The sequence below is a fragment of the Candidatus Woesearchaeota archaeon genome, from assembly GCA_016188115.1.
Taxonomy (GTDB): Archaea; Nanobdellota; Nanobdellia; order Woesearchaeales; family GW2011-AR9; genus JACPIK01.
Genome location: JACPIK010000002.1, coordinates 1,286,559 through 1,303,716, shown reverse-complemented (window position 1 = coordinate 1,303,716; position 17,158 = coordinate 1,286,559). Strand labels below are relative to the sequence as shown.

Sequence of the window (17,158 nt, the reverse complement as noted above, 5' to 3'; positions counted from 1 at the left end):
ACATTTTTATAGGATTATGTCATTCTTAGTCTATAATGCCTCCTAAAACAGAAATTAAGACTGTTATGTTTGTTGATGTTGTTAATTATACTAAAACAACTAGTAAATTACGACGAGAAGAAGTCGAACGATTTCATGATATCTTTGATTCACTTTCCCTTCCTAAATTCGAGTTATATAATGGAACAGTGGTTAAAAAAATAGGTGATGCGTTTCTTGTCACATTTAATAGCGCAACGGATGCAGTATTATGCGCGGTGGATTTGCAACGATCCTGTGAACAATATAGTAAAGATAACAAATTGAAATATCCGTTTTCGTTACGTGTGGCACTTCATGCAGGAGAGGTGATTACTAAAAATAAGGACATTTATGGCGATGCAGTTAATATTGCGTCTCGTCTTGAGCAAATGACCAAACCCCACCATATCATTTTAAGTGAGACTGTCTTTACTGCGATGAATAAGAACGAAATCCCTTTTCTTCATCTTGGTGTTAAGAAACTTAAAGGTGTTCGCTACCCCTTGCGATTATTTCGCGTAAAGAGCAATTATGATAAATCTATTTTTAAGGGACATACAAGCCATAGAGTGGTCAAACGCAGCCTACGGTTTATTTGGAACACTCTCTTGTTCATTTTTTTAGTTGCGTTAATTGGAGGAATGCTCTTTTTGGTGTTACGATTTTTTGGTTTTTTCTAAATAGATTACGATTTTACAGTCTGGTAACGAAAAAGAAGATTAGAGAGTAAAATAAAGAATAACGGGGACAACTAAACATCCCATGAGATGATTTTTAGCAACACCCCAAGAGTTTGCAATGAGCCCGAGTGAGGTAGCAACGGCAAGGATAAGTAATCCACGAGGACCATCAAAAATAATTGCAAGAAGGATTATGAAACCAATGATTATTTTGATGAGTTGAGAATAATTTACTTTGGCAATATAGATGGAAAAAATACGCGAAAAACGCAGTGTAAGAAGTGTACCAATTGCTCCGCTGATTAATGCAACGGCGATAAATAATACCATTTGTGAGAATGTAACTTGGGTGAGAAGTTCTTGAACCCCCACAATTGCGCCGTTACGCGCTTTTTGAATGGTATATGCAGCAGCAATGCTAATGAGCATGTTGGCGGTGTTAATTCCTCCCACTAAACTTAGAAATCCTTCTTGCCCCATGTCTTTGGTAAATGCGGTTGCCATAATGGCGGCTTGAGACGACCCGAATCCTGGAAGAAATGCTGCAATAAATCCCATGCCGGTGGCGGCTGTAACTGATTTTGCGGTATCTTTATGACTAATTACAGAGGGTTTGGTAAAATCTTGAGGAGGAAAATAGGAGGTTTCAAAGAGACTAACTATTAAGAGTGATGTGCCAAATAGACCTGAGAGCAAGGCAAAGAGTGGTTGACGTAGATCACTAATGCTAAATACAATCATTCCTAATGCTCCTGCAAGTAAAAAAATAATCAGACATTTGAGTCGTTTTCCTTTCTCACGAATAATCATGATTGCCATGACAATGATAAGAAGATAGCCAATGATATTTTCTAAAATGGGATCAAGAGTTGCCATCCCTATGATGAAGAGTGGGAGAAGTAGCGTGCCTAATACTAATGACCAAAATGAGCCTATGATAGTATAGAGTACGGCATTATGGGCCTCACCTTTGAGTAATAAGCGATGTCCAGGAAGAGCACTAAGAGCTTTTGATTCATCTGGAGCACCAAGATAGATGCTGGGCAGCGTATCGAGAAACGTGTGAGTGATAGCCAGAGAGATGATATAGACTGCGAGGTGTAGACCAGAGGTGAACGTGAGAAGAATGGGAGAGAATGAGAGCAATAAAACGGTAACGAGATTGACATGGATGCCTGGAACAATTCCGGTAATGATACCGGAATTCACGCCAAGCACGAGAGCCGCTATAATCCCTAAAAATGCCACTTTTGGCGCCTACTGCACCATTGATCTGTCGAAAAATCGAAAATATTCTCGGCAGCCCAAGGGATTCATTGTAAATACCGTTAATGCGTATTAAGTGGAAGAATTGCTTACAATGCTTAAATATCTTGTCCTTGTGGCGTGTATTCCCGGTTCTTTTACCGTTGGAAAAATACCTTGTGGTGCGCTTTACGCTTTATTTTCGCTTTAAAATTTCGAGAATTTGAATGCACAACCGGTTCGTTTCTAGAATTTTTTCTTCAATTGCTAAGCCATTATCCAGCGACAACCAGCGAAGATATGCGGCAATGGTTTTAAACCCTCTAGATTCAGCAGCGTTGACGATACGTTCGTGTTCTTGTTTTCGAACTCGCACTTCAATACGCCGTGAATTAACCATTAAGCCGCCTCTGTGCCATCAAAATATAATCAGGGTTAAGTTCAAAGCCAACAAAATTGCGCTGTAATGTGGCGGCTGCAACGGCGGTGGTGCCGCTTCCCATGAATGGGTCTAAAACTAAATTATCTTTCTGCGAACTTACCTCAATAAGCCGTTTGATAAGGTTAAGTGGTTTCTCGGTAGGGTGTTTGCTGTGTTTCTTTCCTAATGTGTGTTGGTAATAATTTACACATTCCTGTTGAGAAATAAAGTTGAATGTAGTTGGTTTGCCTTTGGTAAGATACATACATAACTCAAAGCCATGTCTCCAATTTGATTTATGAAAGCTAGGAAGCGGGTTTATTTTTACAATAGAGAGCATATTACGTAACGTGAAGCCACGCTGTAGTGCTTTGCGAATGAAGTAGCCATTATCTTCATTTGCCGTAAACATATAGAACGAGCCACCTTCTTTGAGCACACGATAGCACTCTGAGATGATTCTCATAATGAAGAGGTCATAATCAAACGGATGAAAGACATCCCACTCTCCCCAAGCTTCCTGTGTTGAGGTGATTTTGTTTCCAATCTTGGTGAGTTTCTTAGGACTAGCAATATTGTAGGGTGGATCAGTTACAATAAGGTCGACAGAATTGTCCTCCAGTTGCGCTAGTCCTTTAAACGCATCCATGTGGTGAATGGTGTTTACCTGCATAAAAAAATAAGAAGAACAATATTATTTATTTGTAACCCACAGCAAAAGTGTATCCCAAATGATGTGAAAATTCACATCATTTCTCTCTTGTTTTTTTGCGAGTTAACTTAATATAAACCAATTCACTTTGTGTTTGTTAAATGCTCGTTGACAATATAATTAAGAAAATTCAAACAAAGAGGCAATTCCGAATCCCTCTATGTTTTCTTAATTCCACTGGGGTAAAAAATCTTAATAATGCTTTGGAAAGTGGTGTGCCCCTGAAAGCTCTTGTTTTTTACCGCAATTTCAAAAATTTTTATGATTTAAAACCATTAAAAATCATATCACATAACATAGAAAAAAGAGGAAAAGTTTCAGAAACTGACGAAAAATTAATTATCGCTCTCACTAAAGTAAAATTAGAAGACCCTTGCCTCTTCTTTGAGATCTCGGGAAATCTATTACAGGTATCAACTGTTTTGGATGATTTAAAACGATTAGAAAAGAAACTCAGAAAAAGAGGAATGAGGATGAAAAATTCTCTCCGCGTCTCGATATTACTTTGGTCTTACGTAAATCTATTAGAATTGACAAACAAGTATATCTCTGAGTTTCTTGAGGCATACTTAAAAAAAGAAAAAATAGACAAAGAATCGAGATTTAAGCATTTTCTGGCTGGGTTTAAGAATGGCAAACATCCAGAGATAGGAACTACTATTGACGCTTTATATCTAGCTGAATTGATTTCTGACAAGAAGAATTCCATTCTCAGTTCAAACCACTTTGTTCGAAATCGATTATCACATGCTAGCATGTACTACGACATAAAACAGAAAAAGATTTTCGAGTCAAATGGGAAAGAGTATCCCGTTAGCTCGTTCAAAAAAGACCTTGCTGGTTTATTCAACTTTCTCAATGAATTTGTATTTAGGTTAAATAATGATAACATAGATATAGAATCTTCTATTGATGGTTTATTAGCAGAGATATGCCATGTATTACTTAAGATTGAAAGATCTGGTACCTTGAAGAAAAATTACCAACAATTAATTTTTAATTGGAAACGAGAGTAAATTCACTCCGTCATTCTAAGTCAATCACTACTTTTAGTTTTCCTTCGATAAGCATTAATTTACACGTTAGCGTATTAGTTACTTTGAGAATATGTTCTTTACCTAAGTGCTTAATGAGGCACACGTACGGGGTTCCTTTTCTGTACTGGACGTTTGATGTCCATTCTAAGATTTTTTTCTGCATACGGGATCAATACACCCCAAGCAAAGACGCTTGGCACTCGTTCTCATCACCATCCCGTTACAATAAATTCGCGGCAGGGGTTAATATAGCTGTTGCATCAAAAAATAAGCAGATGCTCTTTTTTTGACGCTCCAAAACCTCAGATTCTGAACATTTTAGGCAAATATTTATATATTACTTGAACGTAGTAACAAAAATGGAGCTAGACGATCGAGATTTAGAAATATTAGACATTGTGCGAGAGAATGGAAAGCTCCCGCATCGTAAGATTGCTGAGATGACTGGCATTCCTATTGGGACCGTTTTTAACAAACTTAAACGATTGGAAGACGAAAAATACATTTATCATTATTCAGCTCGTGTTAATTATCATAAAGTTGGTTGGAACACCGTTGCTTTTCTGCTTGTTTCTCTTGATACTGATAAATTACGTAATCTCAAAATCCAAGGTCACGAAGCGGCTGAAATGATTGCCAAAGAATGTCCATTTATTAGCCACATTAGCACTGTTGCTGGTCAGGCAGATATTGTTTTACGCTATCATGTTAAAGATATTAATCATCTTAATGAGCAGGTTAGTAAGCTTCGCGAATTGCCATTTATTCAACGGTCACAGACGCTTGTGGCACTACATTCTGTAGAAAAAGATCAATTGATTTCTGGTTTAAGTCCAAGAAATTTGAAAAAGAAATCCAAGAACTATGAGAAGATTAAGAAAGATTAAGACCTCTACCAAAATACAGACTAAATGTTGCCCTAAAGCTTATATAAAAATAACACTCTTCTTCTCGTTGGCATAATGAAAGACCCTCACCAAAACATATTCTTTTACTACCGAGGACCAAGTTCAAACGAGAGTACACAAGATATTCAAGTTGAAGATAACACAACCAAGAGCCTCATCAATGTCCTAGAATACTGCCATAATGTAAACTTTCACGAGGTCTTACGTAGCCTCTTACAGTCCATCAAAGTTCCATTATCATCTTCTCTCTCGTTTAGACTGCAAATACAGGGAACAGGAAGCAGACCTGACGCATTGATTAATCTGAATGCGCGAAAAGTATTCATCGAGTCCAAAGTCCAGGCTTTGTTAGATTTAGATCAGCTTTCACGACACTTGAACTTTCTTGAAGAGGGTGATGTTCTGCTTGTTCTTACGAATCATATTCAAGACTATCAAAAAATTCAAACTCTTCATGATGAACGAATACGTTTTCTGACATGGAGTCAAGTTCACAATATTACAAATTTAATCTATCGCAAAATCAAGAATGAGAAAAAACTTGCACATGTTGCGATTTTATTAAATCAGTTTGTAGAATATCTTGAGGTGGTTACGTTGACAGAGTTTAATGGATTTCGTGATGATGATTTTGATTTTTTCGTTGATTATAACAAATATTATCTTCCTATCTTAAAGAAGAAGATGGAATCGTTAGCAGAATCAGTGAAAGATTGCGTTGCCGGCTATCAAAATGTTTTTGTAGGAAACATTCCCAAAATTATCACTAAAGACACTACATCGTGGGTTGCAATTCAAAAAGAAAATGTTCCTGAAGGACAAAGTTTTCAGCAATGCAATTTCACGTTAGAGATCAACAGCAGTGTTTTCAAGATCACGGCAGTCATTCGCAATGGAGGGGCAGATAGTAAGAATTCTCCAATTGGCGTATTTAATCAGAATCTCGAAAATTCCAAAGCTGGGTTGGCATTCTTTAAACGACTAAGTCAGACTGAAGCAAAACGGAATGTTCAGCACAAATCAATTCTCAACATCTCTCAAAGAGTACCACGCTATGGAGATAGAATCATGCCAGGCAATGAGGAATGGAAAAAGATTTTCACCTTACGAACAGATCAGATTACAGCTCAAGAAGATATTGAATATGTGCGACAGATACTTTGTCGAATGCCACGTCCCGCTTTGCCAGGAATTCATTTGTCGCGCGAGATACCACGTGGCGACCCTATTCTTCAGGATAAAGAGAAATTATTAACAGAAATAAAGGTGACATTACAAGAATTTGAACCAATATTGGAGCTTGTACGTAAAAATGCCATGGTAATTTCTCCTTAATCTAATTTTAAGATGGTTTTTTAATTAATGGTACTTTCATAGCCAGGAATGCCATTGCTCACAAAGTCCAAATACATTATCGGATTATCCTGTCCGCGTTATTTATGGATGATGTTTCACGATTTGGACAAAATTCCCGAGAATGATGCTGCAACGCAATATAAGATCGACCAGGGAAAGGCGATAGGTACGCTTGCAAAAGAGTTATATCCCGATGGAATTGATTTGCCAGACGATCCCAAAGAGTTTACACGTAATATTCTCAAAACGAAAGAAATGCTTCCTGGTAGAAAAACTCTTTTTGAAGCTGGTTTCTTGGTTGACAACCTCTTTGCACGCGCAGATATTCTTCTTCCAGTTGGAACAGACGAATGGGACGTTGTGGAGGTAAAAAGCTCCACAGAAGTGAAAGAAGAGCATATTCACGATGTCTCATTCCAAAAATATGTGTATAGCAAAGCGGGTTTACGTATCCGCAACTGCTTTGTCATGCACATTAACAAAACCTATGTGCGTAATGGTCATATTGAAGCTACACAGCTTCTTATTGCAGAGGACGTGACGCAGCAAGTTAATGAGACAGGTGTAGGAATTGAAGAACGTATTTCTGCTATGCTTGCTATTATCAATAATCCACAACCGCCTAAAGTACACATTGGCAATGGCTGTCAAAAAGGGTTTGAGTGCAAATCCGAAGATTGTTGGAATTTTCTCCCAGAAGGTCATGTCTTTGAGCTTTACTACGGTGGGAAAAAATCACTGGAATTATTTCAAGCTGAAGTTATTAAAATTCAAGACATTCCTGCTGAGTTTAAACTTACGGACAAACAACATATTCAGAAGAAATGTGCCCTGTCTGGTTCACCCCATATCAACTCTGCTGGGATATCCACATTTCTCAATGATCTTACATACCCCATTCATTATCTCGACTTTGAAACATTTAATGCGGCGATTCCCTTCTATTCTGGTACAAAACCCTATCAGCAGGTTCCATTTCAATTCAGCGTTCATATTGACGATGGAAAAACGGTTGAACATCTGTATTATTTGCATGATGACGCTCATGATCCGCGAGAGAAATTTATTGAGCGGTTAAAGAAATCAATCAAACCAAGTGGTACTATCATTGTCTTTAATCAATCATTTGAGATTGCACGCTTACGGGAGTTGGCGGTAGCGTTTCCTGCGCATGCTGGGTGGGTTGAAGAAATTGTTGTTCGTATCGTTGATCTCATTATTCCATTCCGTAACTTTGATTATTATAATCCAGCACAGCAGGGCAGTTGTTCGATCAAAGAAGTATTGCCTGCATTGACAGGGAAGAATTATAAAAATTTGGATATCAATAATGGTGGAGATGCTTCCGTTTCCTATTGTGAAATGGTCTTTGGAGCATTGAGTGTTGAGCAGAAAGCGAAGATACGACAAGACTTGCTGGCATATTGCGGACTAGATACGGAAGGGATGGTTTGGATTGTGAAAGAATTAGAGAATCTGAGCAACGTATAAATATGTACCTACACCTCTGCTTTCTTCTTATCCCGCACTCGTTTATACACACGTCTCATCAGATAATCCTCAATATCAGCGCGTAAGGCTTTATCTCCCATCATCCTCTCAAACATAGCTTCATTTTGTTCTTTACGGTTGATTAGGACATCAACAAAAGACTCCGCAAAGCCATGTTTAAAGTTTTCCAATTGATTACTATTGGCCTGCAAGACAACGTGAGGGTTAGCAATGGAGTCTTCCTCCAATTGATCAATAAATAGTTTGTCGGCATCCGTCCAATCTGTATGATAACGCTGGTTGATAAGTTTGATAATACTTGAAAGCTTGTCCTGCTCCTCTTTACTTTTTTTCATTCCTAGTTCTGAAGCTGGATTAAGGGCACCATCTTTGTTTTTGTGCAGCGCAATCTTTCCCTCACCCATTTTTTGCAAGCGATAATATTCAAGAGCAACTTCTCCACCTAATTTGAAAGTATCCGCTGCATCTCTTTTTGGTAATTTGGTGAGCAGAAACTTACCATACACATAGAACTTTTCTAGTTCGGGATCACTAAATGGCATCACTTGACTCAGGAAAGAGTATAAACGAAGAAATGAAATAAGATTGTGTTTGAACTCTTCTCTGGCCTCGGGCATGGATACTTTCTTAAATCGTTCTACAGCAGGGTCAATATAGGAGTTGAGCTTAGCGTTATCGCGCAGTGAATATTGAGGATTAAAGAAAATTTGTGCAAAATTCTGGATATCCTGCTCAGTTGTCACACAAACCGCCTCGAGCTTAGATTTGAGATCATAGAGAAGGTTGGGATCAGCGTTACTTGCGAGAACGGTTTTTTCATAGTAGGGTTGGAATGACTCAAATATTTCCGCTTCTTTATTAACAAAATCAAGCACAAACGTGTCCTCTTTTCCTGGGCAGGTACGATTGAGGCGAGAAAGAGTTTGAACCGCTTTGACACCATGTAATTTCTTATCAACGTACATGGTATGAAGAAGTGGTTGGTCAAAGCCAGTTTGATATTTATCTGCCACAATCAATAATTGAAACTCACTGGTGTTAAATTTAGCTGGAAGCTCTTTTTCTTTAATACCATTCATTCCAACTTCTGTGTAATTTTCTCCATCAACTTTCACGGTCTGCGAAAATGCGACCAACGCCCTGAGATCAGTATATTTCTTCTCTTTGATATACCTGTCAAACTCATGTTTATATCTGACAACGTGTTCTCGTGATGCGGTTACCACCATTGCTTTAGCCTGTCCCCCAATTTTCTTCATAGTCACTTGACGGAAATGTTCTACAATTACCTCTATTTTTTGTGCTAGGTTGTGTGGATGGAGACTCATAAAACGCGCAATAGCACGTTTTGCTTTCTTTTTGTTGACTTTAGGGTCTTCTTCAATGGCTTTGGAGAGACGGTAGAATGTTTGATAGGTAGTATAATTATCCAACACATCCATAATAAAGCCTTCTTCAATAGCTTGACGCATGGAATAGAGATGGAATGGTTCTGGTTTTCCATCTTCGTTGGGGGTTCCAAAGACTTGGAGGGTTTTTGACTTTGGTGTTGCGGTGAATGCAAAGAAGCTAAGGTTTTTCTGTTTTCCTCGCGCGCTCATAGAGTCAATAATATCATCCTCTACCGTACGTTCTTCTTGTTCTGCGTCTTTAGATGCTTCTTCCAGACTTCGCTCTCGCAGAACAGCTTTGAGATGTTTGGACGACTCGCCACCCTGAGAACTATGTGCTTCATCGACAATGATCGCATAACTTCGTTTTGGTAAGTCAGCAATCTTCTTGATAACTACGGGAAATTTCTGTAATGTTGTAATAATAATCTTTGTTCCAGCTTCAAGATGTTCTTTGAGCTGTGCTGAATCTTGGTCAATAGGTTGTACGACACCCTGCGTATGGTCAAATTGATAGATAGTCTTTTGCAGTTGGTCGTCAAGAACCCGACGATCTGAAATAACAATCACCGTGTCAAAGATCGCTTTATCTTTCTGATTATGTAATCCCTGAAGATTATAGGCAAGCCAAGCAATGGAGTTACTCTTTCCGCTACCTGCGGAATGCTGGATAAGGTAATGTTCGCCAATGCCATGCTTTTTGGCGTGAACAGAGATTTTTCTTACTACATCAATTTGGTGGTAGCGTGGAAAAATGATTTTTTCTTTCTTCTTGATAGCTCCGTTTATTTTGAACTCCTCTACCTGAAGATTAATAAATCGGCGGAAAATATCCATCCAACTTTCTCTCTCCCAAATATCTTCCCAGAGATACGAGGTACGATGACCGTTTGGATCAGGTGGATTTCCTGCACCCCGTTCAAAGCCTTTGTTAAAAGGTAAGAAACGTGTTTTCTTTCCCTCGATTGCTGTGGTCATCTGTACTATATCAGTATCAACCGAGAAATGAACCAAAGTTCTTTTCTTAAATTGAAAGAGAAGTTCTTGAGGGTCACGGTCCTCAACATACTGACGCTGAGAATTCGTCACATCTTGGCCCGTAAACTGATTCTTAAGTTCCACCGTTGCGACTGGTAAACCGTTGATTGAGAGAAGAATATCCAAAGAGTTTTTATTTTTTGAACTGTAATGAACTTGTCGTGTCGCGGTGAGAACATTAAAGTCAAATTCTTTAATAGTTTGCGGGTTGAGTCCATGTGTGGGTTTAAAGAAAGCAAGCTTGAATTTTGCTCCATAATCAGTAAGGCCATGCCGCAGTACATCAATCATGCCACGCTGGTCAAGTTCTTTACATAAACGGTCAAGGAGCTTCTCTTCAATTTTATCTTTGTGAATCTTTGCTAACTTCTCCCACTCTTTAGGCTGTGATGTTTTGAGAAACGTGAGTACAGTTTTGGGAAAGAGAGCTTTTGTGACATCGTAGTCTTTCTGGTCGCTTGGAGTGTAGCCCCCGTGGTTAATGAGATGTTGAACTATCTCCGTTTCTAAAGTTTTTTCCGTATGTTTATCCACTGCCTTTTTCATGCTAGACCTCGCACATCAATTTTTCCTGTGACAGCTTCAGAAATAAGAGCTGTTCTGTATTCATGGAGGAGTTCTATTTCTTTCTGGATCTTATTAATCGTTTGGTCGATTTTTTGAGTTTCTTGGTGGAGGTAAATCTCTATTGCTTGTCGTTCCAATGTTGATGGAACAGGTACTTTTAGATTTTTAATTACATCCACTGAAAGACCGGGTTGAGCTGCGGTCATCGAATATTGATTAAGATTCATTGTACGAATTAATTCTCCGAACCAAATGACCTCATTGATATTTAACAAAGTGGCTACGACTGCATGCTCTGAAGCCCAAAATTTTCCCGAAGCATAATTAACGTTTCCACAGAGTGCGCCTTGTCGTCCGACTAGAGCGTAATGGCCATCATGGGTGTAAGCTTCGGTAAAACCTCTAAAGCCATTACCACCATAAACTGGAAAGCTTCCGTCAGATTTTATTGCGTCAGAGGTTATTGATTCACCACTTTGAAGATGTGCGACAAATTTCAATTTCTTTACATCCCAATGCTTTGGTACCTTCCCCAGCCATTCTACACCAGAATCTTTCAACTCCATTTTTGGGTTTAATCCTCTCGTCACCGCATGGTTAATCTTCCCTGTCCGTTCTTCCTCTAATAGTTCGATAAGTCGTTCTTTCTTTTCAATAGCTTCATCGATGAGTGACGTTTTGGTGTCAAGGAAGGAGGCGATTTGTTGTTGCTCGGGAAATGGTGGGAATGAGATTTTAATCGAGAAGAATTTCTCAGGGTAAAGACGAAGACGCGAGTCTATAATCCCAGTAGAATTACGTCGAAACTCGGCGGCAACCTGATCTGTCCTAAAAAGATGATGAAAGTACTGGGGAGAGAAATCCTTTTGCTTCAACCTAAAAACAGCGTAAGCAGGACTGACTATTCCATCCCATGCGGAAACACCAAGACTTTTCTTCCATGCTAACATGATGTTCATAACAATATCATTTACCTTACATACTTTATAACCCTCAAGACTCTCTGCATGAGTTAAAAAATCATCAGCCTCAATTTTATTACATCGAGGTGCAACGCCATAATATTCTGATACGGAAAGAAGAGTTCCAGAACCATCTATACTTTTCTGATTAATCTCTTCAAAAACGTACTTGGTTTTCTCAATTGACCATCCCTCAGGTATCTTCCCGATCCACTGGATACCCGATTCTTTATACTTTGGATATGGTTTCATGTTTATTTTTTCCTCTTATGTACTACATCCATTTCTTCAGAAATAGCAGGCATTACATAAAGTATATTCATAAGCTGTTCCGCTAGATTTAAGACATCTTTCGCATCCTGCTCTGTAACCTCTGGATGATCAGGATGTACTGCATCATTTCCTAAAAACCTGCATGAATGTGCCCATTTGCTAATATGGGTAGTAATAATTCCTTTTGCTTGTAATTCATCAATTTGTTTATCCAATTTTTTTTCTTTATCGGCTCCTTGTCCCATACATGCTTGCTGAATCGCTCTTCTACACATAGCGGCACAAGCTCTAAATGCACGCACGCTGAGGCAAAGCTTAGCTTCATCTATGTCTTGCTTTATGTTTTCAGGTATTCTTTCATCTGTTGGTGATGGTAATGGAGATGGGGCAATAGAAAGAATTTCCATTCCTTTTAATTTCACGATAACACACTCGTTGCATAAAGGACACTCCGCTATACACCAATTTCCTTTCTGAGTTGTAATTAAGATCGGTTCTTGAAACGAGACCTGTCTAGTGTCCCTACCTCCCGTGTAAAATCCAATCCAAACCAAAGCAACATGCTTTTTACACCAAGGGCAATTAATTGTTATCGGGTTCATTTCACCACCTTCTTAATCATATCTTCCGTCTCCTCCTCAAGTGCAAGGATATCTCGGCGGATTTCTTCTAACGAACGTAACGGTTTAAACCTGTAGAAATGCTTGGTAAAATTAATCTCATATCCTATCTTTGTCTTACTCTCATCAACCCACGCATCAGGAACATGCGGCAAGACTTCACGTTTAACGTACTCTTTCCAGTCTTCTTTCAACGGAACGCTCTCGTTATCGCGAAGAGAAGCGTCTGCTTTAGGTTTTCCAGTCTTATCTTTTACAACTTTGCCGTTTTCAAGAAGAGGCCTCTCAACAGTTAAATACCTATAACCAAAATCCTCATTGTCAAATATTTTACAGTGCTCACCAGGTTTAAACGAACCATAAATTTTTGTAATCTCCTCGATATGCTTGGCACTGATTTCGTGACTTTTATCGCCTAAACTTTTACGCATCTTATCGAAAAATTCAACGGCATTGATAAGTTGAATTTTTCCTTTACGCTCGGTATGTTTTCGATTAGTTACAATCCACACATACGTACTAATCCCCGTGTTATAAAATAACTTATCTGGCATGGCAATGATAGCTTCGAGCCAATCATGTTCAATGATCCACTTACGAATATCACTCTCCCCGCTACCAGCACCGCCGGTAAAGAGGGGTGAGCCATTAAAAACAATTCCAATGCGCGAGCCCTCGTTGCCAGATTTCATTTTAGAGATCATATGTTGTAGAAAGAGAAATGACCCATCACTAATTCGGGGGAGTCCAGCCCCAAAACGGCCATCCATTCCTAAGTTCTCATGTTCTGCATCGATTTCACGCTGCACTTTTTTCCATTCAACACCAAATGGAGGATTGGAGAGCATGTAATCAAATTTCTCTGAAGCAAGACCATCTTGTGTAAATGAGTTACCAACTTTGATATTAGAAGCGACTTGTGCTTTAATCATCATGTCAGATTTACAAATAGCAAACGATTCTGGATTCAGTTCTTGACCAAATACTTTGAGCTCCGCTTGTGGATTAAGATCACGCAAATATTCCTCAGCAATGGAAAGCATACCCCCAGTTCCACAGGCAGGATCGTATAATGTCTTAATAATACCTTTCTTGGTCAAGACGTCACGGTCGTTGATAAAGAGAACGTTAACCATTAAACGGATGACTTCGCGCGGGGTGAAGTGTTCCCCTGCGGTTTCATTTGAAGCATCCGCAAATTTACGAATAAGTTCCTCAAAAATGTACCCCATTTCAATGTTACTTACTTTTTCTGGATGCAAATCAATAGCAGCAAAACGCGAAACCACCTGAAAGAGCAAATTAGCTTTTTCAAGTCGTGTGATTTGCTCGTTGAATTCGAAATAATCAATGATATCACGGGCATCTTTGGAGAAACCGTTGATATAAGCCGTCACGTTTTCACTGATGTGATCGCCATCGGAAAGAAACTTTTGAAATGTAAATTTACTTTTATTATGAAAATTGAGCTTGATAAGACGATTTAGGTATAAATCAGCACTTTCAGGGTCCATTTTTTGAACCGATTTGAGGTTAGCAAGGATAGTGTCTTTGGATGGTTCTAAGACGCAATCCAATCGTCGAAGGACGGTAAAAGGAAGAATAACTTTACCATAATCAGATGGTTTGTAATCACCGCGTAGCAAGTCAGCTACACTCCAAATAAAATCAGCTAATTCGCGAACTTGTGCCATGTTTGCATTATAATCCCGTAGCTTATTAAAAGATTGCTCTCTTATAACCGATCTTCCTCTTTTCTGGATATACTATTTTCCGATTTATAGAAATAACAACATTCTTCTGCTCATAAAATCAAAAATTGATTCTTATTGCGTAATCTTTAAAAAGTGAGAATCACTCTGAAAATACAAGAGGGATGGTGTTAGGGGAAACCAATCTCTCCGACACTTGTTCTTAACTAAATGATTAACAGCGACTATTGGGAAAAATTAGATGTTCACTGTAAATATATTCTCGAAAACTGGGAAAGTAGAGAAAAAAGAAAGCTAAAGAATTACTTAGCAAAATTTGATGAGAAACATTTACTCAGTATATGCGAGCTACTTGAACTTTTTCCTGATCCAATCGTATCGAAAGGCGTAAAAGAAAAGTTAGTAGAGTTGATTATGACCTCACAAAAGAGTAAAGAGCTTGGATTGCTCAAAGATTTCTCAAATTTTAAGCTTGATCTAATAAGCGATTATTATGAACGATTAGTAACCGAAGGTACCATCAAAATCGCGAAGAGGGGGAACGCCTTTCTGGAACTAATAGAAATCTATCATCACAGTCAATCTGAGCTTTCATATTTGCTGACTCATTCCAAATGGGTAAGAAATGCCTCATTTGCAGTTCAATTCAAAGGAGGCATTCCCCTCAGACAAGAATATATCACTGAGTTTGAAGAAAGAATCCAAAAATTTATTCAATATCTTCGTAAAGGAAACTACAAGCGTGTCATATTCAAGTTTAAAGGAAAGCTAACTGTAGATGGAAAAATCATCTTTGCAATTGATCGACAGGTTGGTGACAAACTGATGAGGAACATTGATAAGAACAAGAGAAATAAACTTGCTAGCGACTTATTGATCTCATTTGATTGTCCAACAGATAAACTAGAAATCAGATGTAAAGACCCCCATGTTGTTAAAAAATCTGCAGATGCCATGCAAACTATTTTAGGTATAAAGTTCTCTAAATATATGCCTGAAGTTACGAATGTAAACAACAACAAATTCACCAATTACATTGAGGAAATCCCAGATGAAGTAGCATTGAAAATTGTGGGGGTTACGTTCAAAAACTCAAAACTGTCCGGCACAGTGCCCCTAGCCATACCGCAATCATACAGAACTGATTCAATTGCAGGTGCCATTGTTGATCTTAAGACTCGTAATATTGTAGACCCGCAGATAATTAACATATCCTCCATCAGCCTAAGTTTTGAGGATAAGATTAGAGAGATAATGCTTGAAAGAGATGGCACCTACTTTTATTTTACGCTAAAACCAGGAAGTCGAACTGGTGATGCTGAAAAAGGAAGACTATCACTTGAGTTTACTAAGATTTTTGGTTTTGGTCTGAACGAAAAATTCTCCATGGGAGAAGAACAATCCATCGAAGAGAGGCTTAACACCATTATTTCACGTCATGAGGTAGATTACCAGGATGAACCTCTGATGAAAGCCCTTAGTTTTCTCGAGGAAAGAAAGATTATAAAAAAGAAAGAGAAGAAATTATATCAGTGTACCGTCTGCAGAACTTTTAATAGCCAAGATGGAACTTGTAGACATTGTACTTCCAGCCCAACATCATTAGTCGAACAAAAAATTCTGTTTGAGATACCAAGAATTAGCGTAGTTAATTATCTCTGTAAGTTACTTGATAAAGAAATCAAAGCTGAGAAACGCGATGTGACGAGAACATGGTCACGTTCATATCAATTCCTGAAACTGACATACAAACAGATGCCTATATACCTATTTTGTTCTGACTCTGCTCTATCAGCAAAACTAATTAGTCATTTTCAACGGTCTGGTCTACCCATTATTATTGTGAGTTACGGAGTCCCGCATAATAAAGAAATTAATGAGTTGAGTAATTTTGCTGAGGTAGAACTTGTCGATCTTATAACAGAAAAGATGTCCAAAGAAGAATTCAATAGAATTATTAAAGATAAGGCAGAAACATCAGGCGCTGCTATCGCAGGAAATGCTAGAGAGTCCATAAGAAAACTAAAGATCTTCACTGAGTGCGATCAAAAATCCTTTGAGGATGATGTAGTTAATGTCTTTCAATATATCTTTAAAAGTGTAGAAAAATGGGGCAAAGAGAAGACAGGCGTAGAAATTCCTGAAGGTTTAGCGTATGTAAGTTTTGAAAATGGAGTTGGTGTAAATAATCGAACATTTGGTTGGGATTGTAAGTTCAGTAAAAAAGAAAGTTACGATCTTACTATGGGTGAAAAGAGAAAGGCAGAATCTTACATTCGTAAATTGAATAAATCTAAAGAAGTGAAAGAATTTTCGGTAACGTTGAGTGCGTTTGTATTAGTCATAAATAAAGCTAGTGATGATCAATTTCGTAAACTAGGTCAATATGTAATACCAAAGATTAGGTCTTGGAAGGGTAATATAGTGCTTATAAAATTGGAAGAATTGCTATCTCTCTATTCCCAATTTGATAGATCATATACTAAAGCTACATTTGATATGAATGAGTTTAAATCAAGATTTTGTAGTATCATGATGGGGAAAAAAGGAGACAGGATTGTTATCATTGAAAAGGCTGATATTGATTATATGTTCAGCACTACAAAAGATGAGTGAGTAAATTCCACTTAAAATTACACTCTCTCTTGTAGGCTCTAATTTTCTACACACAGCCCCATAAACCCCCAAATCCGCCCAAAAAAG

14 protein-coding genes are annotated in these 17,158 nt (G+C 38.2%); 6 read left to right on the top strand and 8 right to left on the bottom strand.

Features of this window, described 5'->3' with window-relative positions:
- Positions 1-35: 35 nt before the first annotated feature.
- Positions 36-701 carry an adenylate/guanylate cyclase domain-containing protein gene (locus HYV86_06995; protein MBI2573585.1) on the top strand — a complete coding sequence of 222 codons (666 nt, stop codon included), beginning with the start codon at positions 36-38 and terminating at the stop codon, positions 699-701.
- Positions 702-740: 39 nt separating this feature from the next.
- Here the strand turns inward: HYV86_06995 and HYV86_06990 are convergent, their stop codons facing one another.
- The 3 genes from HYV86_06990 to HYV86_06980 all read right to left on the bottom strand — a co-directional run bounded on the left by HYV86_06990 (position 741) and on the right by HYV86_06980 (position 3,040).
- The gene (locus HYV86_06990) at positions 741-1,949 is read right to left on the bottom strand and encodes a tripartite tricarboxylate transporter permease (protein ID MBI2573584.1); all 1,209 of its coding nucleotides are present in this window, start codon (positions 1,947-1,949) and stop codon (positions 741-743) included.
- 193 nt (positions 1,950-2,142) lie between these two features.
- On the bottom strand, positions 2,143-2,346 hold the full coding sequence (locus tag HYV86_06985) for a hypothetical protein (protein ID MBI2573583.1): 204 nt from the start codon (positions 2,344-2,346) through the stop codon (positions 2,143-2,145).
- Positions 2,339-3,040 carry a site-specific DNA-methyltransferase gene (locus HYV86_06980; GenBank protein MBI2573582.1) on the bottom strand — a complete coding sequence of 234 codons (702 nt, stop codon included), beginning with the start codon at positions 3,038-3,040 and terminating at the stop codon, positions 2,339-2,341. The genes HYV86_06985 and HYV86_06980 overlap by 8 nt, the downstream gene beginning before the upstream one ends.
- Positions 3,041-3,180: 140 nt before the next feature.
- On the opposite strand from HYV86_06980, the gene HYV86_06975 reads away from it, so the two are divergent.
- A complete protein-coding gene (locus tag HYV86_06975; protein MBI2573581.1) occupies positions 3,181-4,095 on the top strand; it encodes a hypothetical protein in 915 nt (304 codons plus the stop codon).
- A 10-nt stretch (positions 4,096-4,105) separates the two neighbouring features.
- Here HYV86_06975 and HYV86_06970 read toward each other — a convergent pair whose 3' ends face one another.
- Positions 4,106-4,279, bottom strand: a complete 174-nt coding sequence (locus tag HYV86_06970; GenBank protein ID MBI2573580.1) for a hypothetical protein — start codon at positions 4,277-4,279, stop codon at positions 4,106-4,108.
- 196 nt (positions 4,280-4,475) lie between these two features.
- Between HYV86_06970 and HYV86_06965 the strand changes: the two genes are divergently transcribed.
- The 3 genes from HYV86_06965 (at position 4,476) to HYV86_06955 (ending at position 7,871) form a co-directional block, all read left to right on the top strand.
- Positions 4,476-5,003, top strand: coding sequence for an Lrp/AsnC family transcriptional regulator (locus HYV86_06965; GenBank protein MBI2573579.1), 528 nt, complete (start codon positions 4,476-4,478; stop codon positions 5,001-5,003).
- A 75-nt stretch (positions 5,004-5,078) separates the two neighbouring features.
- Positions 5,079-6,359, top strand: a complete 1,281-nt coding sequence (locus tag HYV86_06960) for a hypothetical protein (GenBank protein ID MBI2573578.1) — start codon at positions 5,079-5,081, stop codon at positions 6,357-6,359.
- Between the two features lie 48 nt (positions 6,360-6,407).
- Complete coding sequence (locus tag HYV86_06955) at positions 6,408-7,871, top strand: DUF2779 domain-containing protein (protein ID MBI2573577.1); 1,464 nt, start codon at positions 6,408-6,410, stop codon at positions 7,869-7,871.
- Positions 7,872-7,879: 8 nt separating this feature from the next.
- Here the strand turns inward: HYV86_06955 and HYV86_06950 are convergent, their stop codons facing one another.
- The 4 genes from HYV86_06950 to HYV86_06935 form a co-directional block, all read right to left on the bottom strand.
- The gene (locus HYV86_06950; GenBank protein ID MBI2573576.1) at positions 7,880-10,867 is read right to left on the bottom strand and encodes a type I restriction endonuclease subunit R; all 2,988 of its coding nucleotides are present in this window, start codon (positions 10,865-10,867) and stop codon (positions 7,880-7,882) included.
- A complete protein-coding gene (locus tag HYV86_06945; protein MBI2573575.1) occupies positions 10,864-12,102 on the bottom strand; it encodes a restriction endonuclease subunit S in 1,239 nt (412 codons plus the stop codon). Before HYV86_06945 ends, HYV86_06950 begins: the two co-directional genes overlap by 4 nt.
- A 2-nt stretch (positions 12,103-12,104) precedes the next feature.
- Complete coding sequence (locus tag HYV86_06940) at positions 12,105-12,545, bottom strand: DUF4145 domain-containing protein (protein MBI2573574.1); 441 nt, start codon at positions 12,543-12,545, stop codon at positions 12,105-12,107.
- Between the two features lie 176 nt (positions 12,546-12,721).
- Positions 12,722-14,437 carry an SAM-dependent DNA methyltransferase gene (locus HYV86_06935; GenBank protein MBI2573573.1) on the bottom strand — a complete coding sequence of 572 codons (1,716 nt, stop codon included), beginning with the start codon at positions 14,435-14,437 and terminating at the stop codon, positions 12,722-12,724.
- Positions 14,438-14,665: 228 nt separating this feature from the next.
- Here HYV86_06935 and HYV86_06930 point away from each other — a divergent pair, with 228 nt between their 5' ends.
- Positions 14,666-17,071: a hypothetical protein gene (locus HYV86_06930; GenBank protein MBI2573572.1), complete on the top strand. Its 2,406-nt coding sequence runs from the start codon at positions 14,666-14,668 to the stop codon at positions 17,069-17,071.
- Positions 17,072-17,158 lie beyond the last annotated feature (87 nt).